This is a genomic window from Streptomyces sp. NPDC052040, assembly GCF_044548405.1.
Taxonomy (GTDB): domain Bacteria; phylum Actinomycetota; class Actinomycetes; order Streptomycetales; family Streptomycetaceae; genus Streptomyces.
In genome coordinates this window covers 82,674-106,024 of sequence record NZ_JBIUBV010000006.1, presented here as the reverse complement: position 1 = coordinate 106,024, position 23,351 = coordinate 82,674, and the positions used below count along the sequence as shown (strand labels likewise).

Here is a 23,351-nt window from a genome sequence, read left to right as displayed (position 1 = left end):
ATCCATTTCCAGAAGCATCGACGCAGAAGATCCTGACACCGGGGTAATCCGTGAAAAAGCTCTCCGCACGACGACGCCATCCGCTGGCGGCTGTCGTCGTCCTACTCCTCGCGCTGGCGGCCACCGGGGGGCTGTACGCCGCGTTCGCGCCCGCGAGCAAGGCGCAGGCCGATGAAACCTCCCAGTCCCTCGCCATCGAGGAGGGCAAGAAGCTCTACCAGGTGGGCTGCGCCAGCTGCCACGGCACCAGGGGTCAGGGCTCCTCCGACGGTCCGAGCCTGGTCGGCGTGGGCGCCGCGGCCGTGGACTTCCAGGTGGCCACCGGCCGTATGCCGGCCGCCACCTCCCAGGGCCCCCAGGTGGTTAAGAAGAGGAACATCTACTCGCAGGCCCAGATCGACCAGATCGCGGCGTATGTCGCCTCGCTCGGCGCCGGCCCGGCCGTGCCGACGGCGAACGACTACAGCCCCGAGGGTGCCGACATCGCCAAGGGCGGCGAGATCTTCCGCACCAACTGCGCGCAGTGCCACAACATCACCGGCGAGGGCGGTGCCCTGTCGCACGGCAAGTTCGCGCCGAGCCTCGAAGGTGTCGCGCCCAAGCACATCTACGAGGCCATGCAGACCGGCCCGCAGAACATGCCGTCCTTCCCCGACACCACCCTGTCGCAGCAGAACAAGAAGGACATCATCGCCTACGTCAACGCGGTCAACGGTGACCAGACCGACAACCCCGGCGGTCTCGACCTGGGCGGTCTCGGCCCGGTCTCCGAAGGCCTCTTCGCCTGGATCTTCGGACTGGGCGCGCTGATCGCGGTCGCCGTCTGGGTCGCCGCTCGGACCGCAAAGGCCAAGAAGTCATGAGTAGCCAAGACATTCCCGAAGAGAACCTGCCCGCTGAGCAGGACACCCATCACGGTGCCGTAGCGGTCGCGGACGAGGAGAACCCGTTCGCCGACCCGGGGCTGCCGCCCCACGAGCACCGGATCCAGGACATCGACGAGCGGGCGGCCAAGCGCTCCGAGCGCGCCGTCGCCCTGATGTTCACCCTGTCGATGCTGGCCACCATCGCCTTCATCGTCTCGTACGTCACGATCCCGAACGACAGGTCGATCTACGTCTTCCCGATCGGGCACCTCAGCGCGATGAACTTCGCGCTGGGCCTGACGCTGGGCGTGGCGCTGTTCGCGATCGGCGCGGGCGCGGTCCACTGGGCCCGCACCCTGATGTCCGACGTCGAGGTCGCCGACGAGCGTCACCCGATCGAGGCGGCGCCGGAGGTCAAGGCGAAGGTCCTCGCGGACTTCGCCGACGGCGCCCGGGAGTCGGCGATCGGTCGCCGCTCCCTGATCAGGAACACGATGTTCGGCGCGCTGGCCCTGGTGCCGCTCTCCGGCCTGTTCCTGCTGCGCGACCTGGGTCCGCTGCCCGGCACCAAGCTGCGTCACACGGCCTGGTCCAAGGGCAAGCTCCTCGTCAACGTGAACACGAACCAGCCGATGCGCGCCTCGGACGTCGCGGTGGGTTCGCTGACCTTCGCCAGGCCCGAGGGCCTGGAGGAGACCAACGAGGACTTCCAGAAGCAGATCGCGAAGGCCGCCCTGATGCTCGTCCGGCTCCAGCCGGAGAACATCAAGGACAAGAAGGAACTCTCGTGGTCCCACGAGGGCATCGTGGCCTACTCGAAGATCTGCACCCACGTCGGTTGCCCGATCTCCCTGTACGAGCAGCAGACGCACCACGTTCTCTGCCCGTGCCACCAGTCCACCTTCGACCTCTCCGACGGTGGCCGGGTCATCTTCGGCCCGGCCGGTCACGCCCTGCCGCAGCTGCGCATCGGCGTCAACGCGGACGGCTACCTCGAGGCGCTCGGCGACTTCGATGAGCCCGTCGGTCCTGCTTTCTGGGAGCGCGGATGAGCACTACACCGAGCAACACGAGCCGATCCGCAACGGACGGCGCGGGCGCTGCGCGCGGAAAGGCACCGGCCGGCGAGCGCGTCGCCGACTGGGCCGACGGACGCCTGGGGATCTACTCCCTGGCCAAGTCGAACATGCGCAAGATCTTCCCCGACCACTGGTCGTTCATGCTGGGCGAGGTCTGCCTCTACAGCTTCGTGATCATCATCCTCACGGGTGTGTATCTGACGCTGTTCTTCCACCCCTCGATGAACGAGGTGGTGTACCACGGCAGCTATGTGCCGCTCCAGGGCCAGCTGATGAGCGAGGCGTTCAACTCCGCGCTGCACATCAGCTTCGACGTCCGCGGCGGTCTGCTCATCCGGCAGATCCACCACTGGGCCGCGCTGGTCTTCCTGGCCGGCATGTTCGTGCACATGATGCGCGTGTTCTTCACCGGCGCGTTCCGCAAGCCGCGTGAGATCAACTGGCTGTTCGGCTTCCTGCTGTTCGTCCTCGGCATGTTCACCGGCTTCACCGGTTACTCGCTCCCGGACGACCTGCTCTCCGGCACCGGTGTCCGCTTCATGGAGGGCGCGATCCTGTCCGTGCCGATCGTCGGCACGTACCTGTCGTTCTTCCTCTTCGGCGGCGAGTTCCCGGGCGGCGACTTCGTGGCCCGCTTCTACTCGATCCACATCCTGCTGCTGCCGGGCATCATGCTCGGTCTGATGGTCGGCCACCTGATCCTGGTCTTCTACCACAAGCACACGCAGTTCGCGGGTCCCGGCAAGACGAACAACAACGTCGTCGGCATGCCGCTGCTGCCGGTCTACATGGCCAAGGCCGGAGGCTTCTTCTTCCTGGTCTTCGGTGTGATCGCGGCCGTCGCGGCGATCGCTCAGATCAACCCGATCTGGGCCATCGGCCCCTACCGTCCGGACCAGGTCTCCACGGGCGCCCAGCCCGACTGGTACATGGGCCAGGCCGAGGGTCTCATCCGTGCCATGCCCGGCTGGGAGATCAACCTGTGGGGCCACACGCTCGTCCTGGGTGTGTTCATCCCGCTGCTGCTCTTCCCGCTGACCCTGGCCGTGATGGGTGCCTACCCCTTCATCGAGTCCTGGATCACCGGCGACAAGCGCGAGCACCACATCCTGGACCGCCCGCGCAACGCGCCGACGCGTACGGCCTTCGGTGCCGCGTGGATCTCCTGGTACTTCGTGATGCTCGTCGGTGGTGGCAACGACATCTGGGCCACGCACTTCCACCTGTCGATCAACGCGATCACCTGGTTCGTCCGCATCGCCTTCTTCGTGGTGCCGGTGCTCGTGTTCATCGCCACCAAGCGGATCTGCCTCGGCCTCCAGCGCCGCGACCACGACAAGGTGCTGCACGGCCGCGAGTCGGGCATCATCAAGCGGCTGCCGCACGGTGAGTTCATCGAGGTCCACGAGCCGCTCAGCCAGGAGCAGCTGCACACGCTCACGGCGCACGAGCAGTACAAGCCTGCCGAGATCGGTCCGACGGTCGACAAGAACGGTGTCGAGCGGAAGATCAAGGGCTCCGCGAAGCTGCGGGCCCGGCTGAGCAACGCCTACTACGGCGAGGACAGCCAGATCACCAAGCCCACGGTGGAGGAGTACAAGGAGATCACGAGCGGCCACGGCCACCACTGATCGCTGAGCGCGCCACGCCACGGCGAGGGCCCCGTCCGATGCACCGGACGGGGCCCTTTGCCGTCCCCCGGGCTGGATAGGGTGGACCTGTTCGAGAATGTGCGTCCCGACCGGGACAGGTACCCAGGAGCGGCTTATGAGCGCTGTGACCCCCGCTGGAGGCGACACCGCGGCGGCCCGTTCCTGGCCGCGGGTACTGAACGCGCTGCTGGACGGCCAGGACCAGAGCGTGGAGGACACGGCCTGGGCGATGGACCGCATCATGCGCGGAGAGGCGACGGACGCCCAGATCGCCGCCTTCGTCGTCGCGCTGCGGGCGAAGGGCGAGACGGTCGAGGAGATCACCGGTCTGGTCCGGGCGATGTACGAGCACGCGCATGTGATCGAGGTGCCGGGTCCGGCCGTGGACATCGTCGGCACGGGCGGCGACGGCGCGAAGACGGTGAACATCTCCACGATGTCGTCGATCGTGGTGGCGGGCACCGGCGCGAAGGTCGTCAAGCACGGCAACCGGGCCGCGTCCTCCGCCTCCGGCTCCTCGGACGTCCTGGAGAAGCTCGGCATCAATCTGGACCTCACCCCCCGGCGCACGGCCGAGGTGGCCGAGGAGGCCGGGATCACCATCTGCTTCGCGGTGAAGTTCCACCCGGCCCTGCGGCATGTGGCCGCGGCGCGCGGACAGCTCGGGATCCGTACGACGTTCAATGTCCTCGGCCCGCTGACCAACCCGGCCCGGGTGAAGGCGCAGGCGGTGGGCGTCGCGGACCCGCGGATGGCGCCGATCGTCGCGGGCGTCCTCGCCGAGCGGGGGAACTCCTCGCTGGTCTTCCGGGGCGACGACGGACTCGACGAGCTGACCACGACCTCCACCTCCCGGGTCTGGGTGGTCCGTGACGGCACGGTGGCCGAGGAGACCTTCGACCCCCGGGACGTCGGTCTCGAACTGGTGCCGGTCGAGGCGCTGCGCGGAGCCGACGCCTCCTACAACGCCGATGTGGCCCGGCGCGTGCTGAACGGGGAGACCGGGCCGGTGCGCGAGGCGGTCCTGCTGAACTCGGCGGCGGCGCTGGTGGCCCTGGAGCCCACCGGGGAGCCGCTGGCCGTGCAGCTGCGCGCCGGGATGGAGAAGGCGGCGGAGTCGATCGACTCGGGGTCCGCCCGGCGGACGCTGGAGCGCTGGGTGGCCGCGAGCCACCGCTGAGCTCGAGCACGACGGGGGAGCACGGCACGTCCGGGCTCCCCCGTCGTTTGCCCTCGAGCCGGGTACGTGTCAAGGCTCCACGTCCCGGTATCCGGACAGCTGTTGCGACCGCCCGATCACGTCCGTTAGCGTCCTTCCCAGGTCATGAGCGACAGCCACTCGGCCCCGGCCGGCTGTCCGGCAACCCTCCGTCCGTGGCGGGGTGCCCCGGGTGAAGACCAGGTCGCAGGCAGCGAGGTCTGCGGCAAGCGCGGACCCCTCACACGCCGTATCCGGCGTGGGGCCAGGGGTCCTGGTCGTTCGAGGGAGCCTTCCGTGAGCAAGCGAATGCCGTAGGGCCGCAGAGCCCCGCCTCCGCATCCCCGCTTCACCTTTTCCTTCCCCGTGCCGTCGACAGGACCGCGCGCCGTTCCGCGCACCCTCCGGCACGGTGGTCCCACCTGCCTCACGGGAGTGCACCCATGTCCGTCTCCACCCTTGCCTGCGACCCGTCCGTCTGTGCTCCGCTGCCCGTGCTGGGCCGGGAGGTCAGCGTCCCGCTCGTCACCGGCGGCGAAGTCACCTACGCGGCTCTCGACTACGCGGCCAGCGCCCCCGCGCTCCAGCGGGTCTGGGACGACGTGGCCGCGTACGCGCCGTACTACGGCAGTGTCCACCGCGGCGCCGGGTATCTGTCGCAGCTGTCCACCGACCTCTTCGAGAACGCCCGCCGGACCGTCGCCGAGTTCCTGGACTGCCGGGAGGCGGACCAGGTGGTCTTCACGCGGTCCACCACCGACTCGCTCAACCTCCTCGCCGGGGCCCTGCCGGAGGACTGCCGGGTCTACGTCTTCGAGACCGAGCACCATGCCTCGCTGCTGCCCTGGCGGGGCGCCGAGGTCACCGTCCTGGACGCCCCGCGCACCCCCCAGCAGGCCGTACGGACCCTGGAGCGGGCCCTCGCCGGGCGCGACCCCCATGGACCGGCCCTGGTCTGTGTCACCGGCGCCTCCAATGTCACCGGGGAGCTGTGGCCGGTGCGCGAACTGGCGGAGGCCGCCCATGCGCACGGCGCGCGCATCGTGCTGGACGCCGCCCAGCTGGCCCCGCACCACCCCGTGTCGGTCACGGACCTCGATGTCGACTGGGTCGCCTTCTCCGGGCACAAGCTCTACGCCCCCTTCGGCGCCGGTGTGCTGGCGGGCCGTGCCGACTGGCTGCGTACCGCCGAGCCCTATCTTGCGGGCGGCGGCGCCAGCCGTAGGGTCACCCGGCGCACGGACGGGGGAGTGGACGTGGAGTGGCACGAGACCGCCGCGCGGCACGAGGCCGGGTCGCCCAATGTGATCGGCGCCTACTCCATCGCCTCGGCCTGCAAGGCCCTCACCGAAGCGGGCTTCGACACCCTGGTCGCCCGTGAGCAGCGCCTCGTCCGCGAGGTGCGGGCCGGGCTTGCCGGGATCCCGGAGGTCCGGGTGCTCTCCCTCTTCGGCGACGACGCGGCCCGGGTGGGCGTGATCTCGTTCGTCGTCGAGGGCTGGAACAGCTCCCACTTCGCCGCCGCGCTCTCCGCCGAGTACGGCATCGGCGTCCGGGACGGCCTGTTCTGCGCCCACCCCCTGGTGCGCACCCTGCTGGGCGGCGACCCGGGCGCCCAGGGCGAGTGCGGGGCCCCCGACGCCGCGCCGGGTGAGCGCTCACTGAACGCCATCCGCGTCAGCTTCGGCGCGGGCACCCCCGACGAGCATGTGGAACGTTTCGTCCGCGCGGTCGGCGAACTGGTCCGCGACGGCGCGCGGTGGACCTACCGCACCGAGGACGGCCGCTGCGTCCCGGCGGTCTGACCGGGGGTCCGTCACCGCCACGGCGGTGACGGGCCGTCTGCGTCCGGCCAGGGTCTTTCGTTTGGATCGAGCCCGGCATGATCCAAACGAGAGGCCCTAGTTGTCGAGCCCGATCGCGAAGGCCGCCTCCAGGTCGTGCTGGGAGTAGGTGCGGAAGGCGACATGCGTGTCCGTGGCCAGCACGCCTGGGATCTTGCTGATCCGCCCGGGGATCACGTCCGCCAGGTCGTCGTGGGCCTGCACCCGCACCATGGCGATGAGGTCATAGGTACCGGTGACGGAGAAGACCTCGCTGACGCAGTCCAGGGCGGCGATCGACTCGGCGATCTCGGGGATCCGGTCCACGCTGGTCTTGATGAGCACGATCGCAGTGATCACGGCTGGCAGTCTCCCTAGGTGCACGCTCGGACTGTCACTCTAAGACGTGCCCCACCCCGCACCAAGAGACGTCCCTCCCCGCCGGGTCTCACGGCCGGGGCACCAGGACCGGGTGGCGGGCCCAGGCGTAGAGGAAGCCGAGGGTGAAGCCCACGACGTGGGCCAGGTAGGCGACGCCGGGGCCCTGGGCGGCGCGGCCGGTGGCGATCCACTGGAGCGTGGCCCAGAAGGGCAGCACCACCCAGGCCGGGAAGCGCAGGGGCAGGAAGAAAAGGAACGGGAAGAGACTGGTAACCCTGGCTCCTGGGAACAGGAACAGAAAGGCGCCGAGCACCGCGGAGATCGACCCCGAGGCCCCGACCAGTGTCTGCGCCGACTGCGCGTGGGCCGCCGCGTACCCGAGGAGTGCCAGACAGCCGCAGCCCCCGTAGAACAGGGCGAACTCCAGATGGCCCATCCGCTCCTCCGCCATCGCCCCGAAGACGTAGAGGAACAGCATGTTGCCGAGCAGATGCACCCAGCTGCCGTGGATGAACAGGGCCGTCGCGAGTGTGAGGACGGCCCGGGGCGCCCCGCCGAACAGCTCCGCGGGGATCACGCCCCAGTGGGCGAAGTAGGCCCGCTGGGCGGCGAGCAGCGCGTCGCCCTTGCCGTACGCGGGATTCAGTCCCGAGGCCGGTCCCAGCACGAAGATCACACAGCACAGCACGATCAGTCCGTAGGTCACCGGCGCCGACTGTGTCCGCAGCGCCCGGCCGGCCGTTCTGCTCCAGGTGCTGATCATGGGACAGAGCATGGCGTAAGCGGACCGATCCGCACAGAGTGCCTCGCCGCGTGAGAGGGGCGGGCGGCGACCGTCCGGCAGGCCGTAGGGTTACGAGCCACACGCTCCAGGGAAACTGGCGCATCACGGAGACTGGAAGGAAGAGCAGCCACGATGACGGCTCCCCTGCCGACCGAGACGACCCGCTGGCGCTGCACGCTCTGCGGCAACCTCACCCGGTTCGATGTGACGCGCTCGTCGAAGGTCGTCGAGTATGTGCATCTCGATCTGGCCGGGGAACCGAGGATTGAGGAGCGCGAGGTGGTCAGTGAGACCATCGAGTCGGTGCGCTGCCGCTGGTGCAACGCCGCGGACCAGGTGGAACTCGTGGACAGGCCGGGTGCCGCCTCCTGAGGGAGACGGCCCGCACGGATATTGGGGTGACGGATGGTGGAGACTTCGGGCGGGGAGCCGGTCGACGGCACCGCTGAGGTGCTCGACCGTCCGCTGCCCGACGGTGTGCGCCGCCGGGTCGTGGGAATCGTCTCGGACAGCTTCGGCGGACTGACCCTGGCCGAACTGCCCGCACAGCTGCGGCAGTACGCCCGCTTCGCCCCCAACCGCCGGGCCAAGTTCGCGGGCAACGCCATGGCGGCGGCCCTGGAGACCGACACGCTGTTCCGGCAGCGGATCGCCGAGAAGCTCAGAGAGGCCCAGCCGGAGCTGACCGGCGCCCTCGACTCCGGCTCGCCGCCCCCGGCCGCGGACCCGCTGGACGTGGCGGCCGCGGCCTATGTACTGCGCCCGGCGGGCTGGGTGAAGCTGGTGACCGCCGCGGGCGAGGAGGCCCAGCGGGCGGACGCCGAGCGCGCCGACGAGGAGAGCCGGGCCGAGCTGGAGCGGCTGCGCGGGGAGCTGTCCGCCGCCCGCGAGCAGACCCGCAACGAGATTGAACGGCTGCGCGGGGAGCTGGAGTCGGCCCGCAAGGAGGCCGAATCGCTGCACCGCAAGCTGCGGGCGGCGCTCAGCGACGTCAAGCGCGGCGAGGCCGCCCTGCGCAAGGCCCGCGGCGAGATGGACACCGTCCGCGCCGAGAGCCAGGCGCAGGTGTCCGCGGCCGAGAGCGAGACCCGGCGGCTGAAGGGGCGCCTCGGGGAGGCCGAGGCCGCCCTGGAGGCCGCGCGCCGCGGCGCCCGCGAGGGCCGCAGCGTCGAGGACATGCGGGTACGGCTGCTGCTGGACACCGTGCTGGACGCGGCCCAGGGGCTGCGGCGGGAGCTGGCGCTGCCGCCCGTCTCGATGCGGCCCGCGGAGACCGTGGACGCCGTCGAACCGGGCCGGATGACGCCGAAGGACATCGCCGCCCGCGCGCTGTCCGAGAACGACCCCGCCATCCTCGACCAGTTGCTGGCGCTGCCTCAGGCGCATCTGGTCGTCGACGGCTACAACGTCACCAAGACCGGCTATCCGCAGATGCCGCTGGAGAAGCAGCGGCTCAGACTTCTCGGACAGCTCTCCCAGCTCGCCGCGCAGACCGGCGCGGAGGTCACCTGCGTCTTCGACGGGGCCGAACTGGCCGCCCCGGTGCTGCTCGCGCCGCCGCGCGGGGTGCGGGTGCTGTTCTCCAAGCCGGGCGTCACCGCCGACGAGCTGATCCGCCAGCTGGTGCGCGCGGAGCCGCCGGGCCGCCCGGTCATCGTGGTCTCCACCGACCGCGAGGTGGCCGACGGGGTCGCCAGGGCGGGTGCCCGCCCGGTTGCTTCGGTCGTCCTGCTCAAGCGGTTTTCCCGGTCATAGCGATCTTTCCGGGCATAACGGACTTCCGTGCCGTGCCCGCGCGTTGTGCCGTACGTCCCATCGGTCTCCTGTGTCCCAAGCGCAACGTCCGTCAGGCATGCCCGAATTGGGACGGGTGGTGGGCAACGTTGTGTCAAAGCGGCATCACCCGACGTGAGTTCTGTGCAAAGAATGCATTGCGCAGCCGCGATTTTCCCGCTCAGGATTTGAACTGATCACAGCGAGGTCACTAGGTTTGCCCTCGAACCTTCGCGCGGGTGATCACTCACAAGGGGTGGGTGACCGGCGGAGGGCACCGCCCGCCGGCGTGTCGGTAGGCGGCTGAAGGAAGAAGGAGCTCGCCCCCGTGGCGTCCCACCGTCGACCCAAGCAGCCGAGCCGCACCCGTGTGACCGTGCTCACCACCGCCGCAGCCGCCGCTGTGGCCTTCAGCGCCCAGGCCGCCAACGCCGCTCCCAGTGAGAAGCCGAGCAAGGACGAGGTCAAGTCCAAGGTCGACAAGCTCTACGAGGAGGCCGAGCAGGCCACCGAGAAGTACAACGGCGCCAAGGAGAAGCAGGACAACCTGGAGAAGCAGATCTCCGCTCTCCAGGACAAGGTCGCCCGGGGCCAGGACGAGCTGAACCAGCTGCGCGAGGGCATCGGCACCATGGCCAGCGCCCAGTACCGCACCGGCAGCATCGACCCCTCCGTGCAGCTGTTCCTCTCCTCGAACCCGGACGACTACCTCGACAAGGCGTCCACGCTCGACCAGTTGAGCAGCCAGCAGGTCGAGGCGCTGAAGAAGATCCAGGAGAAGCAGCGCGAGCTGGCCCAGGAGCGCCAGGAGGCCTCCGACAAGCTCAAGGACCTCGCCGCCACCCGGACCGAGCTGGGCAAGAAGAAGCAGGAAGTCCAGGGGAAGCTGTCCTCGGCGCAGAAGCTGCTCAACTCCCTCACCGCGCAGCAGAAGGCGCAGCTCAACGAGGAGCAGAACCGCGCCAGCCGCGCCAGTGAGCGCAGCGTCCTCAGCGGGGACACCGGCTCCGCCTCCGGCCGCGCCGGTGCCGCGTTCTCCGCCGCCGAGAGCCAGCTCGGCAAGCCCTATGTCTACGGCGCCACCGGTCCGTCCTCCTTCGACTGCTCGGGCCTGACCTCCTGGTCCTACGCCCAGGCCGGCGTCTCCATCCCGCGCACCTCGCAGGAGCAGGCCAACATAGGCACCCGGATCTACTCGGTGAACGACCTCAAGGTCGGCGACCTGGTCTTCTTCTTCAACGACATCCACCACGTGGGCCTCTACGCGGGCAACGGCCAGATCCTGCACGCCCCGCGCACCGGCACCGTCGTCCGCTACGAGTCGATGGACACGATCGGCGGCCCCTTCATGTTCGGCGTCCGCGTCTGACGCTTCGCGTCGGCGTCCGGTCCTTGGAGTCCGAGGCCGCCGCGTCCCCCGCGCGCCGTGCTGCCACTCCGCCCGAACGGGCGAATTCCAGCGACGCCCGCTGACCCCGTGCCCCGCCGATGACCTGCGTCAGCGGCGGGGCACAGTGCTGTCCGCACCCCTGCGGGCCTTTGGACCACGGGTGACCGCCCCGCTACTGTCTGCCGCGTTTCCCCGCCGTGCGGCGGGGCCTTGTCAGCGGAAGGGAGAGCGACCGGTCGTGGGGTCCCATCGCCGTCTTGCACCAACCGGCCTCGGCGGGGGCCGAAGCGCCCCGCGCCCGGTGGGCCCACGGGACACCGAGCCGGGCGCCCCCCAGGCGCACCAGGCGCTGCGGAGGACCGCCGCCGCGCTGTCGGCCGCCGCGGCGGCAGCGGCCGCCACGACGTTCGGAGCCGCACCCGCGGACGCCGCCCCCAGCCATGACGCCCAGGTCACCGTGGACCGGCTGTACCAGGAGGCCGAGCAGGCCACCGAGGCGTACGACCGGGCGGCCGAGCGGGCCGCTGCGCTGCGCCGGCGGATCGGCCAGGCGCAGGACCGGATCGCCCGCCAGCAGGGCCGCGTCAACGCCCTGCGGGACGAGCTGGGTTCGGTCGCCGGGGCCCAGTACCGCGCCGGCGGCATCGCCTCCTCCCTCGGGCTGCTGCTCTCCGACGACCCGGGCGAGTACCTGGACCGGGCGGCCACGCTCGAACGGATCGGCTCCCGCCAGGCCGGGCAGCTCAGGGAACTCCAGTCGGCCCTGCGCGAGCTGGACCGGGAACGCGCGGACGCCACCGGTGAACTGGCCGCCCTGGAGCAGAACCGCCAGGCCGTCGCCCGGCACAAGAAGACCGTCGAGGGCAAACTCGCCGCCGCGCGGCGGCTGCTCGCCTCCCTTCCGGCCACCGAGCGCACCGCCTACGACCGGGCCTCCCGCTCCGGAGCCCGGGTGCCCGCACCGGCCGATCTCGCGACCGGCGCCACCGCGCCCGACGCGCGCGCCGCGGCCGCGGTCGCCGCCGCCCGCTCCGCGCTCGGCCGCCCGTACATCTGGGGGGCCAGCGGACCGTCCGGCTTCGACTGCTCGGGCCTGATGCAGTGGTCGTACGCGCACGCGGGCATCGGGCTGCCCCGCACCTCGCAGGAGCAGCGCTACGCCGGGCACCGGGTGCCGCTCTCCCAGGCGCGCCCCGGCGACCTGGTCGTCTACCGCTCCGACGCCAGCCATGTCGCCATGTACGTCGGCGGCGGCATGGTCATCCACGCCCCCCACCCGGGAGCAGCGGTCCGCTACGACCCGGTCGGAATGATGCCGATCTCCTCGATCACCCGGCCCTGACCACGGCGGCGAGAGGCGAGGCCGCCCGGGGCCGTCCCCCGGTTCCGATCGCGACGGCCGGGGTCGAGTGCCGCGGGGACCGTCGCCGGGCCCTGACCACGATGGTCGGGGGTGAGGCCGAGGGGAGCCGTGGCCGGCCCGGACTGCGGCGGCCGAGGGTGAGCCGGGCGGGTGTTGTCAGCTGGCCCTGACGGTGGCTGCGGGGAGTGCGGCCGCCCGGGGCCGTAGCCCGGTTCCGATCGCGGAAGCCGGGGGTGCGTCCTGCGGGCGTCGTCCCCCGGCCCTGGCCGCGGCGGTGGAGGGTGAGGCCGCCCGGGCCGTACCCCGGCCCTGACCACGGCGGCCGGTGTCGAGTTCGGCGGGCGTCGTCCCCCGGCTCTGACCGTGGCGGCCGGGCCGACTTCTGCGGGCGGCGTCCCCCGGCCCTGACCACAGCCGCCGGGGTCGAGTTCGGCTGGAGCATCCCCCTGCCCTGGCCGCGACGGCCGAGGCCGAGTCCTGCGGGCACCGTCCCCCCCGTCCTGGCCGTGGCGCCCGTGGGGTGGGGGGTCGCCGCGTACCATCGGACGGTGGCTGGTCGGAGGCGGGCGTCGGGGATCGTGGCGTGCTGTGCGCTGCTGCTGGGCGGGGTCGCGGGGTGCGGCGGGGGGTCCGCACGGGACTCCCAGACGGCCGCCGTGCAGCGGGTCCTGGACCAGCGGGCGGCCGCCGTGCTGTCCGGGAACCGGACCGGGTTCCTCGCCACCGAGGCGCCGGGCACCGGGGCCGGGACCGGCACGGGAGCGCGCCCGGCACCCGGGGCCCAGGAGTTCGACAATCTGCGGTCCGTGCCGCTGGCCGCCTGGTCGTACCGGATCACGGCGCTGCACCGCACCGGCGACCAGGCGCGCGCCGACGCCGAACTGCGCTACCGGGTGCGGGGCTACGACCGGGCGCCGGTCACCACCGACCGGGTGCTGCGGCTGACCCGCACCGACGGCCGCTGGTACGTCAGCGCCGACCGGCCCGCCGGGAAGACCGGCGGCCAGCTCTGGGAACAGGGCGCCGTCGAGACCGTCCGCGGCACGCACAGCCTGGTCCTCGGCCAGGGGCAGCCCCGGGACGTCCTGCGGGCCTACGCCGATCTCGCGGACCGCTCGGTGCCCGCCGTCACCGCCGCCTGGGGCACCGACTGGGCCCGGCACGTGGTGGTGCTCGTACCGCGCTCGCTGGACGGCATGGCGCGGCTGCTCGGCGCGTCCGCGTCCGGGTACCGGGGGATCGCCGCTGTCACCACCGGGGAGGCGGGCGGCACCGGGCAGACGCCCGCGGACCGGATCATCGTCAACCCGGACGCGTACGCCGCGCTCGGCGACCTCGGCAAGCAGGTCGTGCTCCGGCACGAGACCACCCATGTGGCCACCCGCGCCCACACCACGCCGGCCACGCCCCTGTGGCTGTCCGAGGGCTACGCGGACTGGGTCGGCTACCGCGGCACCGGCCGCACTCCCGTGCAGGCGGCTCCCGAACTCGCCCGCTCGGTCGCCCGGGGACGGATCCTGGCCGCGCTGCCCCGCGACTCCGACTTCGCCTTCGCCGGGGACGCGGAGACCCTCGCCGGGGCCTACGAGGGCGGCTGGCTGGCCTGCCGGATGATCGCCGACCGCTGGGGGGAGGCCCGGCTGAACGCCTTCTACCGGGCGGTCGGTGACCACCGCACCCGCGAGGGCTCGGTGGAGACCGCCCTGAAGCGGGTCCTTGGGACGACCCCGGCGGAGTTCACCCGCCAGTGGCAGACGTATCTGCGGGACCAACTGCGCTGACGGGACGAGCCGAACCGGTCCCGCCCGCGCCGCCGCAGGTCCGTCAGGAGGGCGTCAGGGACTCCTCGGCGCGCGGGGTCCCCGGCGGTACGGCGGGCGGGGTGACGGGGACCGTGGTCCGCCACAGCGCCCGGGCGGCCGTCACCGCGGCGAGCAGCAGCAGCCCGTTGCGCACGAAGAGCAGGGTGACGCCCAGCCGGTCGCTGCCGACGACGTCCGCGAAGTACACCGGGAACTCCAGGACGGTGGCCGGGCAGGCGGCCAGGACCAGACAGGCGGGCAGGACCATCCGGCTGCCGCGGCGGCGCAGGCACACCGCGGCCAGTCCCACCAGCCACACCAGGTACTGGGGGCTGATGACCCGGCTGGTCACCGTGAACAGCAGTACCGCCACGAAGGCCGCGTCCGCGAGGGCCTCCGGCCGCAGCCCGCGGACGCGCAGCCGCCAGAGCAGCAGCCAGCCGAAGGCGATCACGGTCAGCGCCAGGGCCGCCGCGCTGATCCAGTCCACATAGGGGCCGAGGAACTCCACCGAGCCGTAGTTGAGCAGCACCTGTCCCTGCCAGCCGTGGTGCCGGGCGACATGGAGGACCAGCGAGCCCATCGACTCCACCTCGGTGCCCCGGTCGCGCTGGGCGGTCACGAAGGAGAAGGCGCCGGGGGCGGTCAGGCCGAACAGAAGGGCCAGGCCGCCCGCCGTCGCCGCGGCCGAGACCCAGGCCCGGCGGCTCGCGGCCCCCGCCAGCAGCAGCGCGGGCCACACCTTCACCAGCGCGCCGAGTGCCGCGAGCGCTCCCAGCACCCGGGGCCGGGCCACCCCCGCGAGGAGGGCCGCGACGGCCACGGCGGTCACCATCACGTCGTAGCGCGCGAGGACGGTGGGGCCGAGCAGGGCGACACCGGCCGTCCACAGCCAGGCGCCGCGCAGGGTCCTGCCCGGGCGGGTGCCCGCGTACCCGAGCAGGCAGAGGACCGCGAGGTCGGCCAGGAGGGCGAGGACGTAGAAGGCCTGGGCGTAGTCCAGGAAGGGCAGCAGGGCGGGGGAGAGAATCGCGAGGGCGGCGGCGGGCGGGTACTGCCAGGTGACGTCGTCGTGCGGGAAGGCTCCGCCGCGCAGGGTCTCGTACCAGCCGTGGTAGATCACCGAGACGTCGGTGGTGACGTCCGGGCCGGGGAAGACGAACACCCGCAGGACGAAGAGCAGCAGGAGCGCCCTCGTCAGTCCCCAGACGGCGAGCAGCCCGAACGGGAACCTCCGTGTGCCCTGCATGTCCACCCGACCCCTGTTCCGGCGCCCCGCGCGTCGTGTCCGCCCTGCGGAGCCATGATCGCCCGCCGGACCGGGCGAGGGCCATGAAGCACGGCCGTACGGAGCTGTGAGTACGGTCGCACACGCCATTCGGTACTGTCGACGACGATGCACAAGACCCTGATCGTGACCAACGACTTCCCGCCCCGGCCGGGCGGCATCCAGGCGTTCCTGCACAACATGGCGCTGCGCCTGGACCCCGAGCGCCTGGTCGTCTACGCCTCCACCTGGAAGCGCGGCCGGGAGGGCGCCGAGGCGACGGCCGCCTTCGACGCGGAGCAGCCCTTCACCGTCGTACGGGACCGGACGACGATGCTGCTGCCCACCCCGGGCGCCACCCGGCGGGCCGCGGGGCTGCTGCGGGAGCACGGCTGCACCTCGGTGTGGTTCGGGGCGGCGGCCCCGCTCGGCCTCATGGCGCCCGCGCTGCGCCGGGCCGGGGCGCGGCGGCTGGTGGCCACCACCCATGGCCACGAGGCGGGCTGGGCCCAGCTGCCCGCGGCACGCGAACTGCTGCGCCGCATCGGTGAGTCCACGGACACGATCACCTATCTCGGCGAGTACACCCGCTCGCGGATCGCCTCCGCGCTGACCCCGCAGGCGGCCGGGCGGATGGTGCAACTGCCCCCGGGTGTCGACGAGAAGACCTTCCATCCCGGCTCCGGCGGCGACGAGGTCCGCGCCCGGCTGGGCCTCACGGACCGCCCGGTGGTGGTCTGTGTGTCCCGGCTGGTCCGGCGCAAGGGCCAGGACACGTTGATCCGGGCGATGCCGTCGATCCTGGCCAAGGAGCCCGAGGCGGTCCTGCTGATCGTCGGGGGCGGCCCCTACGAGAAGGACCTGCGCCGCCTCGCGGACGAGACCGGGGTCGCCGGTGCCGTCCGTTTCACCGGTGCCGTGCCCTGGTCGGAGCTGCCCGCGCACTACGGCGCGGGCGATGTCTTCGCGATGCCGTGCCGTACCCGCCGGGGCGGACTGGACGTCGAGGGCCTCGGCATCGTGTATCTGGAGGCGTCCGCCACCGGCCTCCCGGTGGTCGCGGGCGACTCGGGCGGGGCCCCGGACGCGGTGCTGGACGGGGAGACCGGCTGGGTGGTGCGGGGCGGTTCCCCCGAGGAGTCCGCGGACCGGATCGTCGCCCTGCTGGGCGATCCGGAGCTGCGCCGCCGCATGGGCGAGCGGGGGCGGCGCTGGGTGGAGGAGAAGTGGCGCTGGGACCTGCTGGCGGAGAGGCTCGAAGCGCTGCTCTGAGGGGCCGTCGCGGCACCGGCCGTTCCGGAGGGCGCCCGGACCCAACCTCACAGGACGCCGCACCTAGCCGGAACCGAATAGTCCGCAGATGCTGCGCACATGACAGAAAACCTGACGCATCGTCACCTGACTCGCCGTCACATCCTGGGCATGGCGGCCCTCCAGACGGCCGCCGCCCTCGGTCTCACCCGCGTCGGCCTCCAGTCCGCCCGCGCGGCCGAGCCCCCGGCGGTGGACAACGCCCCCGCGATCGTGGTCGGTTCCGGCTACGGCGGCGCCGTGGCCGCCCTGCGCCTCGGCCAGGCGGGCATCCGCACCCTCGTCCTGGAGATGGGCCGCCTGTGGAACACCGCCGGACCCGACGGCACGGTGTTCTGCTCCACCAGCGCCCCGGACCAGCGGGCGATGTGGTTCCGCACCCGCACCGAGGCGCCGCTCGCCACCTTCCTCTGGCTGGACGTGGTCAACCGGGACATCAGCCGCTACCCCGGCGTCCTCGACCGCGTCCACTTCGACCAGATGTCCGTCTACGTCGGCCGGGGCGTCGGCGGCGGCTCCCTGGTCAACGGGGGCATGGCTCCGACCCCGCTGCCCTCCTACTTCGCCGAGCAGTTCCCCAGCGTCGACGCCGGGGAGATGTACTCCACGTACTTCCCGCGTGCCCGCTCCATGCTCGGCGTGAACACCGTGGACCCCGCCTGGTTCGAGTCGACCGAGTGGTACCGGTTCGCCCGCACCTCGCGGAAGGCCGCCGCCAACACCGGGCTGAAGACCCCCTTCGTGCCCAACGTCTACGACTTCGACTACATGCGGCGCGAGGCGGCAGGCACCGCCACCCAATCCGCGCTGGCGGGCGAGGTCATCTACGGCAACAACCACGGCAAGCGCAGCCTCGACAAGACCTATCTGGCGGCGGCACTCGGCACCGGCCAGGTCACCATCAACACCCTGGAACGGGTCAGGGAGATCCGCCCGGCCCCCGACGGCGGCTATCTGCTGACCGCCGACCGGATCGACCTGACCGGGACGGTCGTCGAGACCAAGCAGTACGCCTGCACCTATCTCTTCCTCGGCGCGGGCAGCCTCGGCACCAGCGAACTGCTGGTGCGCGCCCGCGAGACGGGCGCCCTGCCCGGACTCGACCCGAGCGTCGGCACCGGCTGGGGCACCAACGGCAATGTGATGCTGGGCCGCGCCAACCACCTCTGGGACACGGTCGGCGCCCATGAGTCGACCATCCCCGTGATGGGCATCGACGACTGGGCCAACACCGACAACCCGGTCTTCGCCGAGATCGCGCCCCTGCCCATGGGCCTGGAGCACTGGATCAGCCTCTATCTGGCGATCACCAAGAACCCGCAGCGCGCGTCCTTCACCTACGACGCCGCGACGGACTCGGCGAAACTCGGCTGGACCGCCGCCCAGAGCGCCGTCTCCGTGGGCATGGCGAAGAAGCTGTTCGACCGGGTCAACGCCGCCAACGCGACCATCTACCGCTACGACCTCTTCGGCACGACCGGCAAGGTCTTCGCCGACGACTTCACGTACCACCCGCTCGGCGGCTGCGTCCTCGGCCGGGCGACCGACGACTACGGCCGGGTCAAGGGCTGTTCGCGGCTGTATGTCACCGACGGCTCCCTGGTGCCGGGCTCCCTCGGCGTCAATCCGTTCCTCACCATCACCGCGCTCGCCGAACGCACCATGGCGCGGGTCCTCGCCGAGGACACCGCGCCATGACCCGTGGGCTCCGGGCCCGCTACTTCTGGTAGATGGCCTCGATCTCGTCCGCGTAGTCCTTCGCCACCACGGAGCGCCGCAGCTTCAGCGACGGCGTGAGGTGGCCCGAGTCCTCGTCGAACTGGGAGGACAGAATGCGGAACTTCCGCACCGATTCCGCCTTCGACACCGCGGCGTTGCCGTCGTCGACCGCTTCCTGGATCGTCGCCAGCAGATCCGGGTCGTCACGCAGCGACGCCGCGGTGGAACCCGCCGGCTTGCCGTGCTCGGCCGCCCAGCGCCCGAGGAACTCCTCGTCCAGGGTGATCAGCGCGCCCACGAACGGCCGCCCGTCACCCACCACCATGCACTCCGCGACCAGGGCATGCGCCCGGATGCGGTCCTCGATCACGGCCGGGGCGACATTCTTGCCGCCCGCGGTGACGATGATCTCCTTCTTGCGGCCGGTGATCATCAGATAGCCGTCCTCGTCGAGGGTGCCGATGTCACCGGTGTGGAACCAGCCGTCGGCCAGCGCCTGGGCGGTCGCGGCCTCGTTGTTCCAGTACTCCGGGAACACGTGCTCGCCGTGCAGCAGCACCTCGCCGTCGTCCGCGATCCGGATCACGGAGCCCGGCAGCGGCTGGCCGACCGTGCCGATCTTCTGGCGGTCCCAGGGGTTGAAGGCGGTGGCCGCGGTGGTCTCGGTCAGGCCGTAGCCCTCCAGGACCGTGAAGCCGATGCCGCGGAAGAAGTGGCCGAGGCGCTCGCCGAGCGGGGCGCCGCCGGAGATGGCGTACTCGCCGCGGCCGCCCAGCACCGCGCGCAGCTTGCTGTAGACGAGCCGGTCGAACACCTTGTGCTTGATCTTCAGACCGAACGACGGACCGGACGGGACGTCCAGCGCGCGGCTGTACGCGATCGCCGTGTCCACCGCCTTGTCGAAGATCTTGCCCTTGCCCTCGGCCCGCGCCTTGGCCCGCGCCGAGTTGTAGACCTTCTCGAAGACCCGCGGCACACCGAGGATCAGGGTCGGCCGGAACGCCGCGAGTTCCTCGGTGAGGTTCTTGATGTCCGGGACGCAGCCCAGCTTGATGGGCGCCATCATGGGCGCGATCTGCACCAGACGCCCGAAGACGTGCGCGAGCGGCAGGAAGAGCAGCACGGAGCACTCGCCCGTACGGAAGAGCGGACGCAGCCGCTCGACGATGTTGCCGCACTCGGCGAAGAAGTTGCGGTGCGTGAGCACACAGCCCTTGGGGCGGCCGGTGGTCCCGCTGGTGTAAACGATCGTCGCCGGGTCGTCGGCCTTGGCGAGCGAGCTGCGCTCCTCGACCGTGGCGTCGCTGACGTCCTTGCCGGCCCGGTCCAGCTCCTGCACGCCCCCGGCCTCGATCTGCCAGACGTGCTTGAGCGCGGGCAGCCGGTCGCGCACCGACTCCACGGCGGCGGCGTGCGCGTCCAGCTCCACGACACAGGCGGTGGCGCCCGAGTCACCGAGGATCCACTCCACCTGCTCCGCCGAGCTGGTCTCGTACACCGGCACGGTGACCGCCCCGGCGCTCCAGATCGCGAAGTCCATCAGGGTCCACTCGTAACGGGTGCGGGACATCAGCCCGACCCGGTCTCCCGGCTGCACACCGGAGGCGATGAGCCCCTTTGCCGCGCTGTGCACCTCGGCGAGGAAGGTGGTGGCCGTGACGTCCTGCCAGACCCCGCCCACCTTGCGGGCGATGACGGCGACGTCCGGATGCTGCGCGGCGTTTCTGCGGACGATGTCGGTCAGATTTCCGTCCGCAGGGACCTCGTACAAAGCCGGAAGGCTGAACTCGCGCAAGACTGCTGCTCCTCATAGGGCGCCGACGCCACGACTCTGTGTGCTGCGACGGTGCGGTCCAAGGCTCGGTCGGATGCGCAGGGTTCCCACGACCGTCGTTGGCTGAAACCCTGAGCTCGACTGGACTGCCCGGACGTTACCCGTCGGTATGGTGTCCGGGACAGGGGGTCCCGGTCAGATGTTCTGTGCGTCACACGTCTTGGCGTTCCTTCGCGCACAGTAGTCCACGCCTTTCCTGACTGGCCAGTAACCGCAGGTCCGACCGCCACTGTTCACACATGCCGCACAGCCCTACGCTTGATCGTCATGACACCCACACCGGACGGCAAACCGAGAACGCGCGTTCATGTGGTCAGCGATGTACACGGCAACGCGCGCGACCTGGCCAGAGCCGGAGACGGGGCCGACGCCCTCGTCTGTCTGGGTGATCTGGTCCTCTTCCTCGACTACGCCGACCACTCGCGCGGCATCTTCCCCGACCTCTTCGGCAAGGAGAACGCCGACCGGATCGTCGAGCTGCGCACCGCCCGCCGCTTCGAGGAGGCCCGCGCCTTCGGTGCCCGGCTGTGGGCCGGAGTGGGAGAGGGCCGCGCCGCGGCGATCGAGGGGGCGGTGCGCAAACAGTACGCGGAACTCTTCGCCGCCTTCCCGGCCCCCACCTACGCCACCTACGGCAATGTCGACATGCCGGCCCTGTGGCCGGAATACGCCGGGCCCGGCACCACCGTCCTGGACGGCCAGCGGGCGGAGATCGGCGGCTGGACCTTCGGCTTCGTCGGCGGCGGTCTGCGCACCCCGATGCGCACCCCCTTCGAGATCAGCGACGAGGAGTACGCGGCGAAGATCGAGGCGGTGGGCGAGGTGGACGTGCTGTGCACCCACATCCCGCCGGAGGTCCCCGACCTGGTCTACGACACGGTGGCACGCCGCTTCGAACGCGGCAGCCGGGCGCTTCTCGAGGCGATCCGCCGGACGCGTCCGCGGTACTCGCTCTTCGGCCATGTCCACCAGCCGCTCGCGCACCGCATGCGGATCGGGGTGACGGAGTGTGTGAACGTGGGGCACTTCGCGGGCAGCGGCAGGCCCTGGGTGCTGGAGTGGTGACCGGCGGAGCCCCGGGAGCCCCCGGGCCGGGGGCTCCGGTGGCCGAACCGCAGGCGCGGTGGTAGCGGCACGGCGCGTGCGCGGTAGCCTTCACGCTGCACACACGTGCGCACGGGCGCACCCCTCCCTCACCGGACCGCATCTGGAGGAGCCACCGCGATGGCGGAACACACCAGCTCGAGCATCACGATCGAGGCGGCTCCGGCCGACGTCATGCGGGTGATCGCCGACTTCGCGCGCTACCCGGACTGGACGGGCGAGGTGAAGGAGGCGGAGGTCCTGGCGACCGACGCCCAGGGCCGCGCCGAACAGGTCCGCCTGGTCATGGACGCGGGCGCGATCAAGGACGACCAGACCCTGGCGTACACCTGGCGCAGCGACAGCGAGGTCTCCTGGACCCTGGTCAAGTCCCAGATGCTCCGCTCCCTGGACGGCTCCTACCTGCTCAAGCCGGCCACCCCGGGCGGCACCGAGGTGACGTACCGGCTGACCGTGGACGTCAAGATCCCGATGCTCGGCATGATCAAGCGCAAGGCCGAGAAGGTCATCATCGACCGGGCCCTGGCAGGCCTGAAGAAGCGGGTGGAGTCGGGCGAGGAGTAGCGGAACCGTCCGCCGCGGCGGACGGCTCCCGGGCATACTCCGGGTCTCGCGGCCGGGTGTCTGAACGGCTCGTTCCGGGTGTTGCGGTCGGTTTCGCCGCTTCCGCCGGGGGCGGCTCTGTCGGCGGCGGCTCTGAGTGTCGCCGCCGGGGCCGCCGACGACCGGCCTGCTCCCGGTGTCGTCGTCGGGCGGCCTTGGCCGTCCGCTCCGGGTGGCGTCCGTCGGCGGCCTGCTCGGTCCGGGGGCCGGGCACCGGTAGCGTTCACCCCCATGCGCACCATCCTGATCACCGGCCCCGGCGGCTCCGGCCGTACCACCGTCGCCGCGGCCACCGCGCTGCAAGCAGCCCGCCAGGGCACCCGCACCCTCGTACTCAGCGCCGACCGCACCGACACCCTCGGCGCCGTGCTCGGCACCCCCGTCGGCCCCACCCCCACCGAGGCCGCACCCCGCCTCACGGCCTGGCGGCCGGACGCCGACGCCCGCTTCCGGGCGGACCTGACCGCCTTCCAGGACCGTGCCTCCGGAGCCCTCGACCTGCTCGGCGCCGCCCGGCTGGACCCCGAGGAGGTCACCCCCCTCCCCGGCGCCGGGGAACTCGCCCTGCTGCGGGCCCTGCGCGACGCCGCCCTCTCGGACGCCCATGACCTCCTCGTCGTCGACCTGCCGCATGCCCCCGAGGCTCTCGCCCTCCTCGCCCTGCCCGGGGAGCTCCGCCGCTATCTGCGTCGGCTGCTGCCCCCGGAACGGCAGGCCGCCCGCGCCCTGCGCCCCGTCCTCGGCCGCCTCGCGGGCGTGCCGATGCCCGCCGACTGGCTCTATGAGACGGCGGGCCGCTGGGACGTCGAACTGGCCGCCGTCGAGTCCGTCATCGCCGACCGGGCCACCACCGTATGGCTGGCCGCCGAGCCGGGTCCGGCCGGTGCCGACGCCGTCCGGTCCGCCGCCACCGGTCTCGCCCTGCACGGTCTGCGCCCCGAGGTCCTGGTCGCCACCCGGGTCCTGCCCGACGACGCCCCCGACCCCTGGCTCGCCGGGCTCGTCGCCCAGCAGCGCAAGGCCGTGGAGGAGTGGCGCGGCGGTCACACCGTCCACGCCGTACGCCACCTCGGCCGGGACCCGCGCGGCGCCGACGACCTCGCCGCGCTCGGCGCCCCCGCCGTCAATCCCGCGCCCGCCCCGGTGGAGTGGCCCATCGAGGACCGCCGACCGGAGGACGGCGTACTGGTCTGGCACATCCCGCTGCCCGGCGCCATACGCGACGAACTCGACCTCGTCCGGCGCGGGGACGAACTGGTCGTGACCGCGGGAGCGTTCCGCCGTATCGTCCCGCTGCCGTCGGCGCTGCGCCGCTGCACGGTCTCCGGGGCCGCACTGCGGGAGGGCGGGCTGCGCATCCGGTTCGCGCCCGACCCGGAGCTGTGGCCGCGGGAAGGGTGAG

Annotated in this window: 19 protein-coding genes and 1 riboswitch; of the genes, 15 read left to right on the top strand and 4 right to left on the bottom strand. The window is 71.8% G+C overall.

The genetic code is table 11. The features are described 5' to 3' along the window. The first annotated feature begins 50 nt into the window (after positions 1-50). The 5 genes from ACIHAA_RS14950 to ACIHAA_RS14930 all read left to right on the top strand — a co-directional run bounded on the left by ACIHAA_RS14950 (position 51) and on the right by ACIHAA_RS14930 (position 6,600). Entirely contained in the window at positions 51-863 is an 813-nt protein-coding gene (locus ACIHAA_RS14950; protein ID WP_399816963.1) for a c-type cytochrome, read from the top strand. After that, a complete protein-coding gene (locus ACIHAA_RS14945) occupies positions 860-1,918 on the top strand; it encodes a Rieske 2Fe-2S domain-containing protein (protein ID WP_399816961.1) in 1,059 nt (352 codons plus the stop codon). Before ACIHAA_RS14950 ends, ACIHAA_RS14945 begins: the two co-directional genes overlap by 4 nt. After that, a complete protein-coding gene (locus ACIHAA_RS14940) occupies positions 1,915-3,576 on the top strand; it encodes a cytochrome bc complex cytochrome b subunit (protein ID WP_399816958.1) in 1,662 nt (553 codons plus the stop codon). Before ACIHAA_RS14945 ends, ACIHAA_RS14940 begins: the two co-directional genes overlap by 4 nt. A gap of 136 nt (positions 3,577-3,712) precedes the next feature. Next, positions 3,713-4,777, top strand: coding sequence for an anthranilate phosphoribosyltransferase (gene trpD, locus ACIHAA_RS14935; protein ID WP_399816956.1), 1,065 nt, complete (start codon positions 3,713-3,715; stop codon positions 4,775-4,777). A gap of 140 nt (positions 4,778-4,917) precedes the next feature. Continuing rightward, positions 4,918-5,034, top strand: a riboswitch (SAM riboswitch). 204 nt (positions 5,035-5,238) lie between these two features. Continuing rightward, positions 5,239-6,600, top strand: coding sequence for an aminotransferase class V-fold PLP-dependent enzyme (locus tag ACIHAA_RS14930; RefSeq protein ID WP_399816954.1), 1,362 nt, complete (start codon positions 5,239-5,241; stop codon positions 6,598-6,600). Positions 6,601-6,696: 96 nt separating this feature from the next. Here the strand turns inward: ACIHAA_RS14930 and ACIHAA_RS14925 are convergent, their stop codons facing one another. Beyond that, positions 6,697-6,978 carry an Lrp/AsnC family transcriptional regulator gene (locus ACIHAA_RS14925; RefSeq protein ID WP_390742073.1) on the bottom strand — a complete coding sequence of 94 codons (282 nt, stop codon included), beginning with the start codon at positions 6,976-6,978 and terminating at the stop codon, positions 6,697-6,699. An 88-nt stretch (positions 6,979-7,066) separates the two neighbouring features. Then, the gene (locus ACIHAA_RS14920) at positions 7,067-7,762 is read right to left on the bottom strand and encodes a rhomboid family intramembrane serine protease (RefSeq protein WP_399816951.1); all 696 of its coding nucleotides are present in this window, start codon (positions 7,760-7,762) and stop codon (positions 7,067-7,069) included. Between the two features lie 153 nt (positions 7,763-7,915). On the opposite strand from ACIHAA_RS14920, the gene ACIHAA_RS14915 reads away from it, so the two are divergent. The 5 genes from ACIHAA_RS14915 (at position 7,916) to ACIHAA_RS14895 (ending at position 14,090) form a co-directional block, all read left to right on the top strand. After that, positions 7,916-8,155 (top strand): hypothetical protein, encoded by a 240-nt coding sequence (locus ACIHAA_RS14915; RefSeq protein ID WP_399816948.1) that lies wholly within the window; start codon positions 7,916-7,918, stop codon positions 8,153-8,155. A gap of 33 nt (positions 8,156-8,188) precedes the next feature. Continuing rightward, on the top strand, positions 8,189-9,538 hold the full coding sequence (locus ACIHAA_RS14910) for an NYN domain-containing protein (RefSeq protein WP_399816946.1): 1,350 nt from the start codon (positions 8,189-8,191) through the stop codon (positions 9,536-9,538). 346 nt (positions 9,539-9,884) lie between these two features. Then, a complete protein-coding gene (locus tag ACIHAA_RS14905) occupies positions 9,885-10,925 on the top strand; it encodes an NlpC/P60 family protein (RefSeq protein WP_399816944.1) in 1,041 nt (346 codons plus the stop codon). Between the two features lie 259 nt (positions 10,926-11,184). Beyond that, the gene (locus ACIHAA_RS14900) at positions 11,185-12,288 is read left to right on the top strand and encodes an NlpC/P60 family protein (protein ID WP_399816943.1); all 1,104 of its coding nucleotides are present in this window, start codon (positions 11,185-11,187) and stop codon (positions 12,286-12,288) included. Positions 12,289-12,857: 569 nt separating this feature from the next. Beyond that, a complete protein-coding gene (locus ACIHAA_RS14895) occupies positions 12,858-14,090 on the top strand; it encodes a hypothetical protein (protein ID WP_399816941.1) in 1,233 nt (410 codons plus the stop codon). Positions 14,091-14,133: 43 nt separating this feature from the next. Here the strand turns inward: ACIHAA_RS14895 and ACIHAA_RS14890 are convergent, their stop codons facing one another. Continuing rightward, a complete protein-coding gene (locus ACIHAA_RS14890; RefSeq protein WP_399816939.1) occupies positions 14,134-15,366 on the bottom strand; it encodes a glycosyltransferase 87 family protein in 1,233 nt (410 codons plus the stop codon). Between the two features lie 141 nt (positions 15,367-15,507). On the opposite strand from ACIHAA_RS14890, the gene ACIHAA_RS14885 reads away from it, so the two are divergent. Beyond that, on the top strand, positions 15,508-16,650 hold the full coding sequence (locus ACIHAA_RS14885; RefSeq protein ID WP_399816936.1) for a glycosyltransferase family 4 protein: 1,143 nt from the start codon (positions 15,508-15,510) through the stop codon (positions 16,648-16,650). Positions 16,651-16,800: 150 nt separating this feature from the next. Then, positions 16,801-18,387, top strand: a complete 1,587-nt coding sequence (locus tag ACIHAA_RS14880) for a GMC oxidoreductase (RefSeq protein WP_399816933.1) — start codon at positions 16,801-16,803, stop codon at positions 18,385-18,387. Positions 18,388-18,406: 19 nt separating this feature from the next. Here the strand turns inward: ACIHAA_RS14880 and ACIHAA_RS14875 are convergent, their stop codons facing one another. Further along, positions 18,407-20,203 (bottom strand): AMP-dependent synthetase/ligase, encoded by a 1,797-nt coding sequence (locus tag ACIHAA_RS14875; protein ID WP_399816931.1) that lies wholly within the window; start codon positions 20,201-20,203, stop codon positions 18,407-18,409. A gap of 306 nt (positions 20,204-20,509) precedes the next feature. On the opposite strand from ACIHAA_RS14875, the gene ACIHAA_RS14870 reads away from it, so the two are divergent. The 3 genes from ACIHAA_RS14870 to ACIHAA_RS14860 all read left to right on the top strand — a co-directional run bounded on the left by ACIHAA_RS14870 (position 20,510) and on the right by ACIHAA_RS14860 (position 23,350). After that, a complete protein-coding gene (locus tag ACIHAA_RS14870; RefSeq protein ID WP_399816930.1) occupies positions 20,510-21,307 on the top strand; it encodes a metallophosphoesterase in 798 nt (265 codons plus the stop codon). A 159-nt stretch (positions 21,308-21,466) separates the two neighbouring features. Further along, positions 21,467-21,910 carry an SRPBCC family protein gene (locus ACIHAA_RS14865; RefSeq protein WP_399816928.1) on the top strand — a complete coding sequence of 148 codons (444 nt, stop codon included), beginning with the start codon at positions 21,467-21,469 and terminating at the stop codon, positions 21,908-21,910. 270 nt (positions 21,911-22,180) lie between these two features. Further along, complete coding sequence (locus tag ACIHAA_RS14860; RefSeq protein ID WP_399816926.1) at positions 22,181-23,350, top strand: ArsA family ATPase; 1,170 nt, start codon at positions 22,181-22,183, stop codon at positions 23,348-23,350. Position 23,351: the final 1 nt, after the last annotated feature.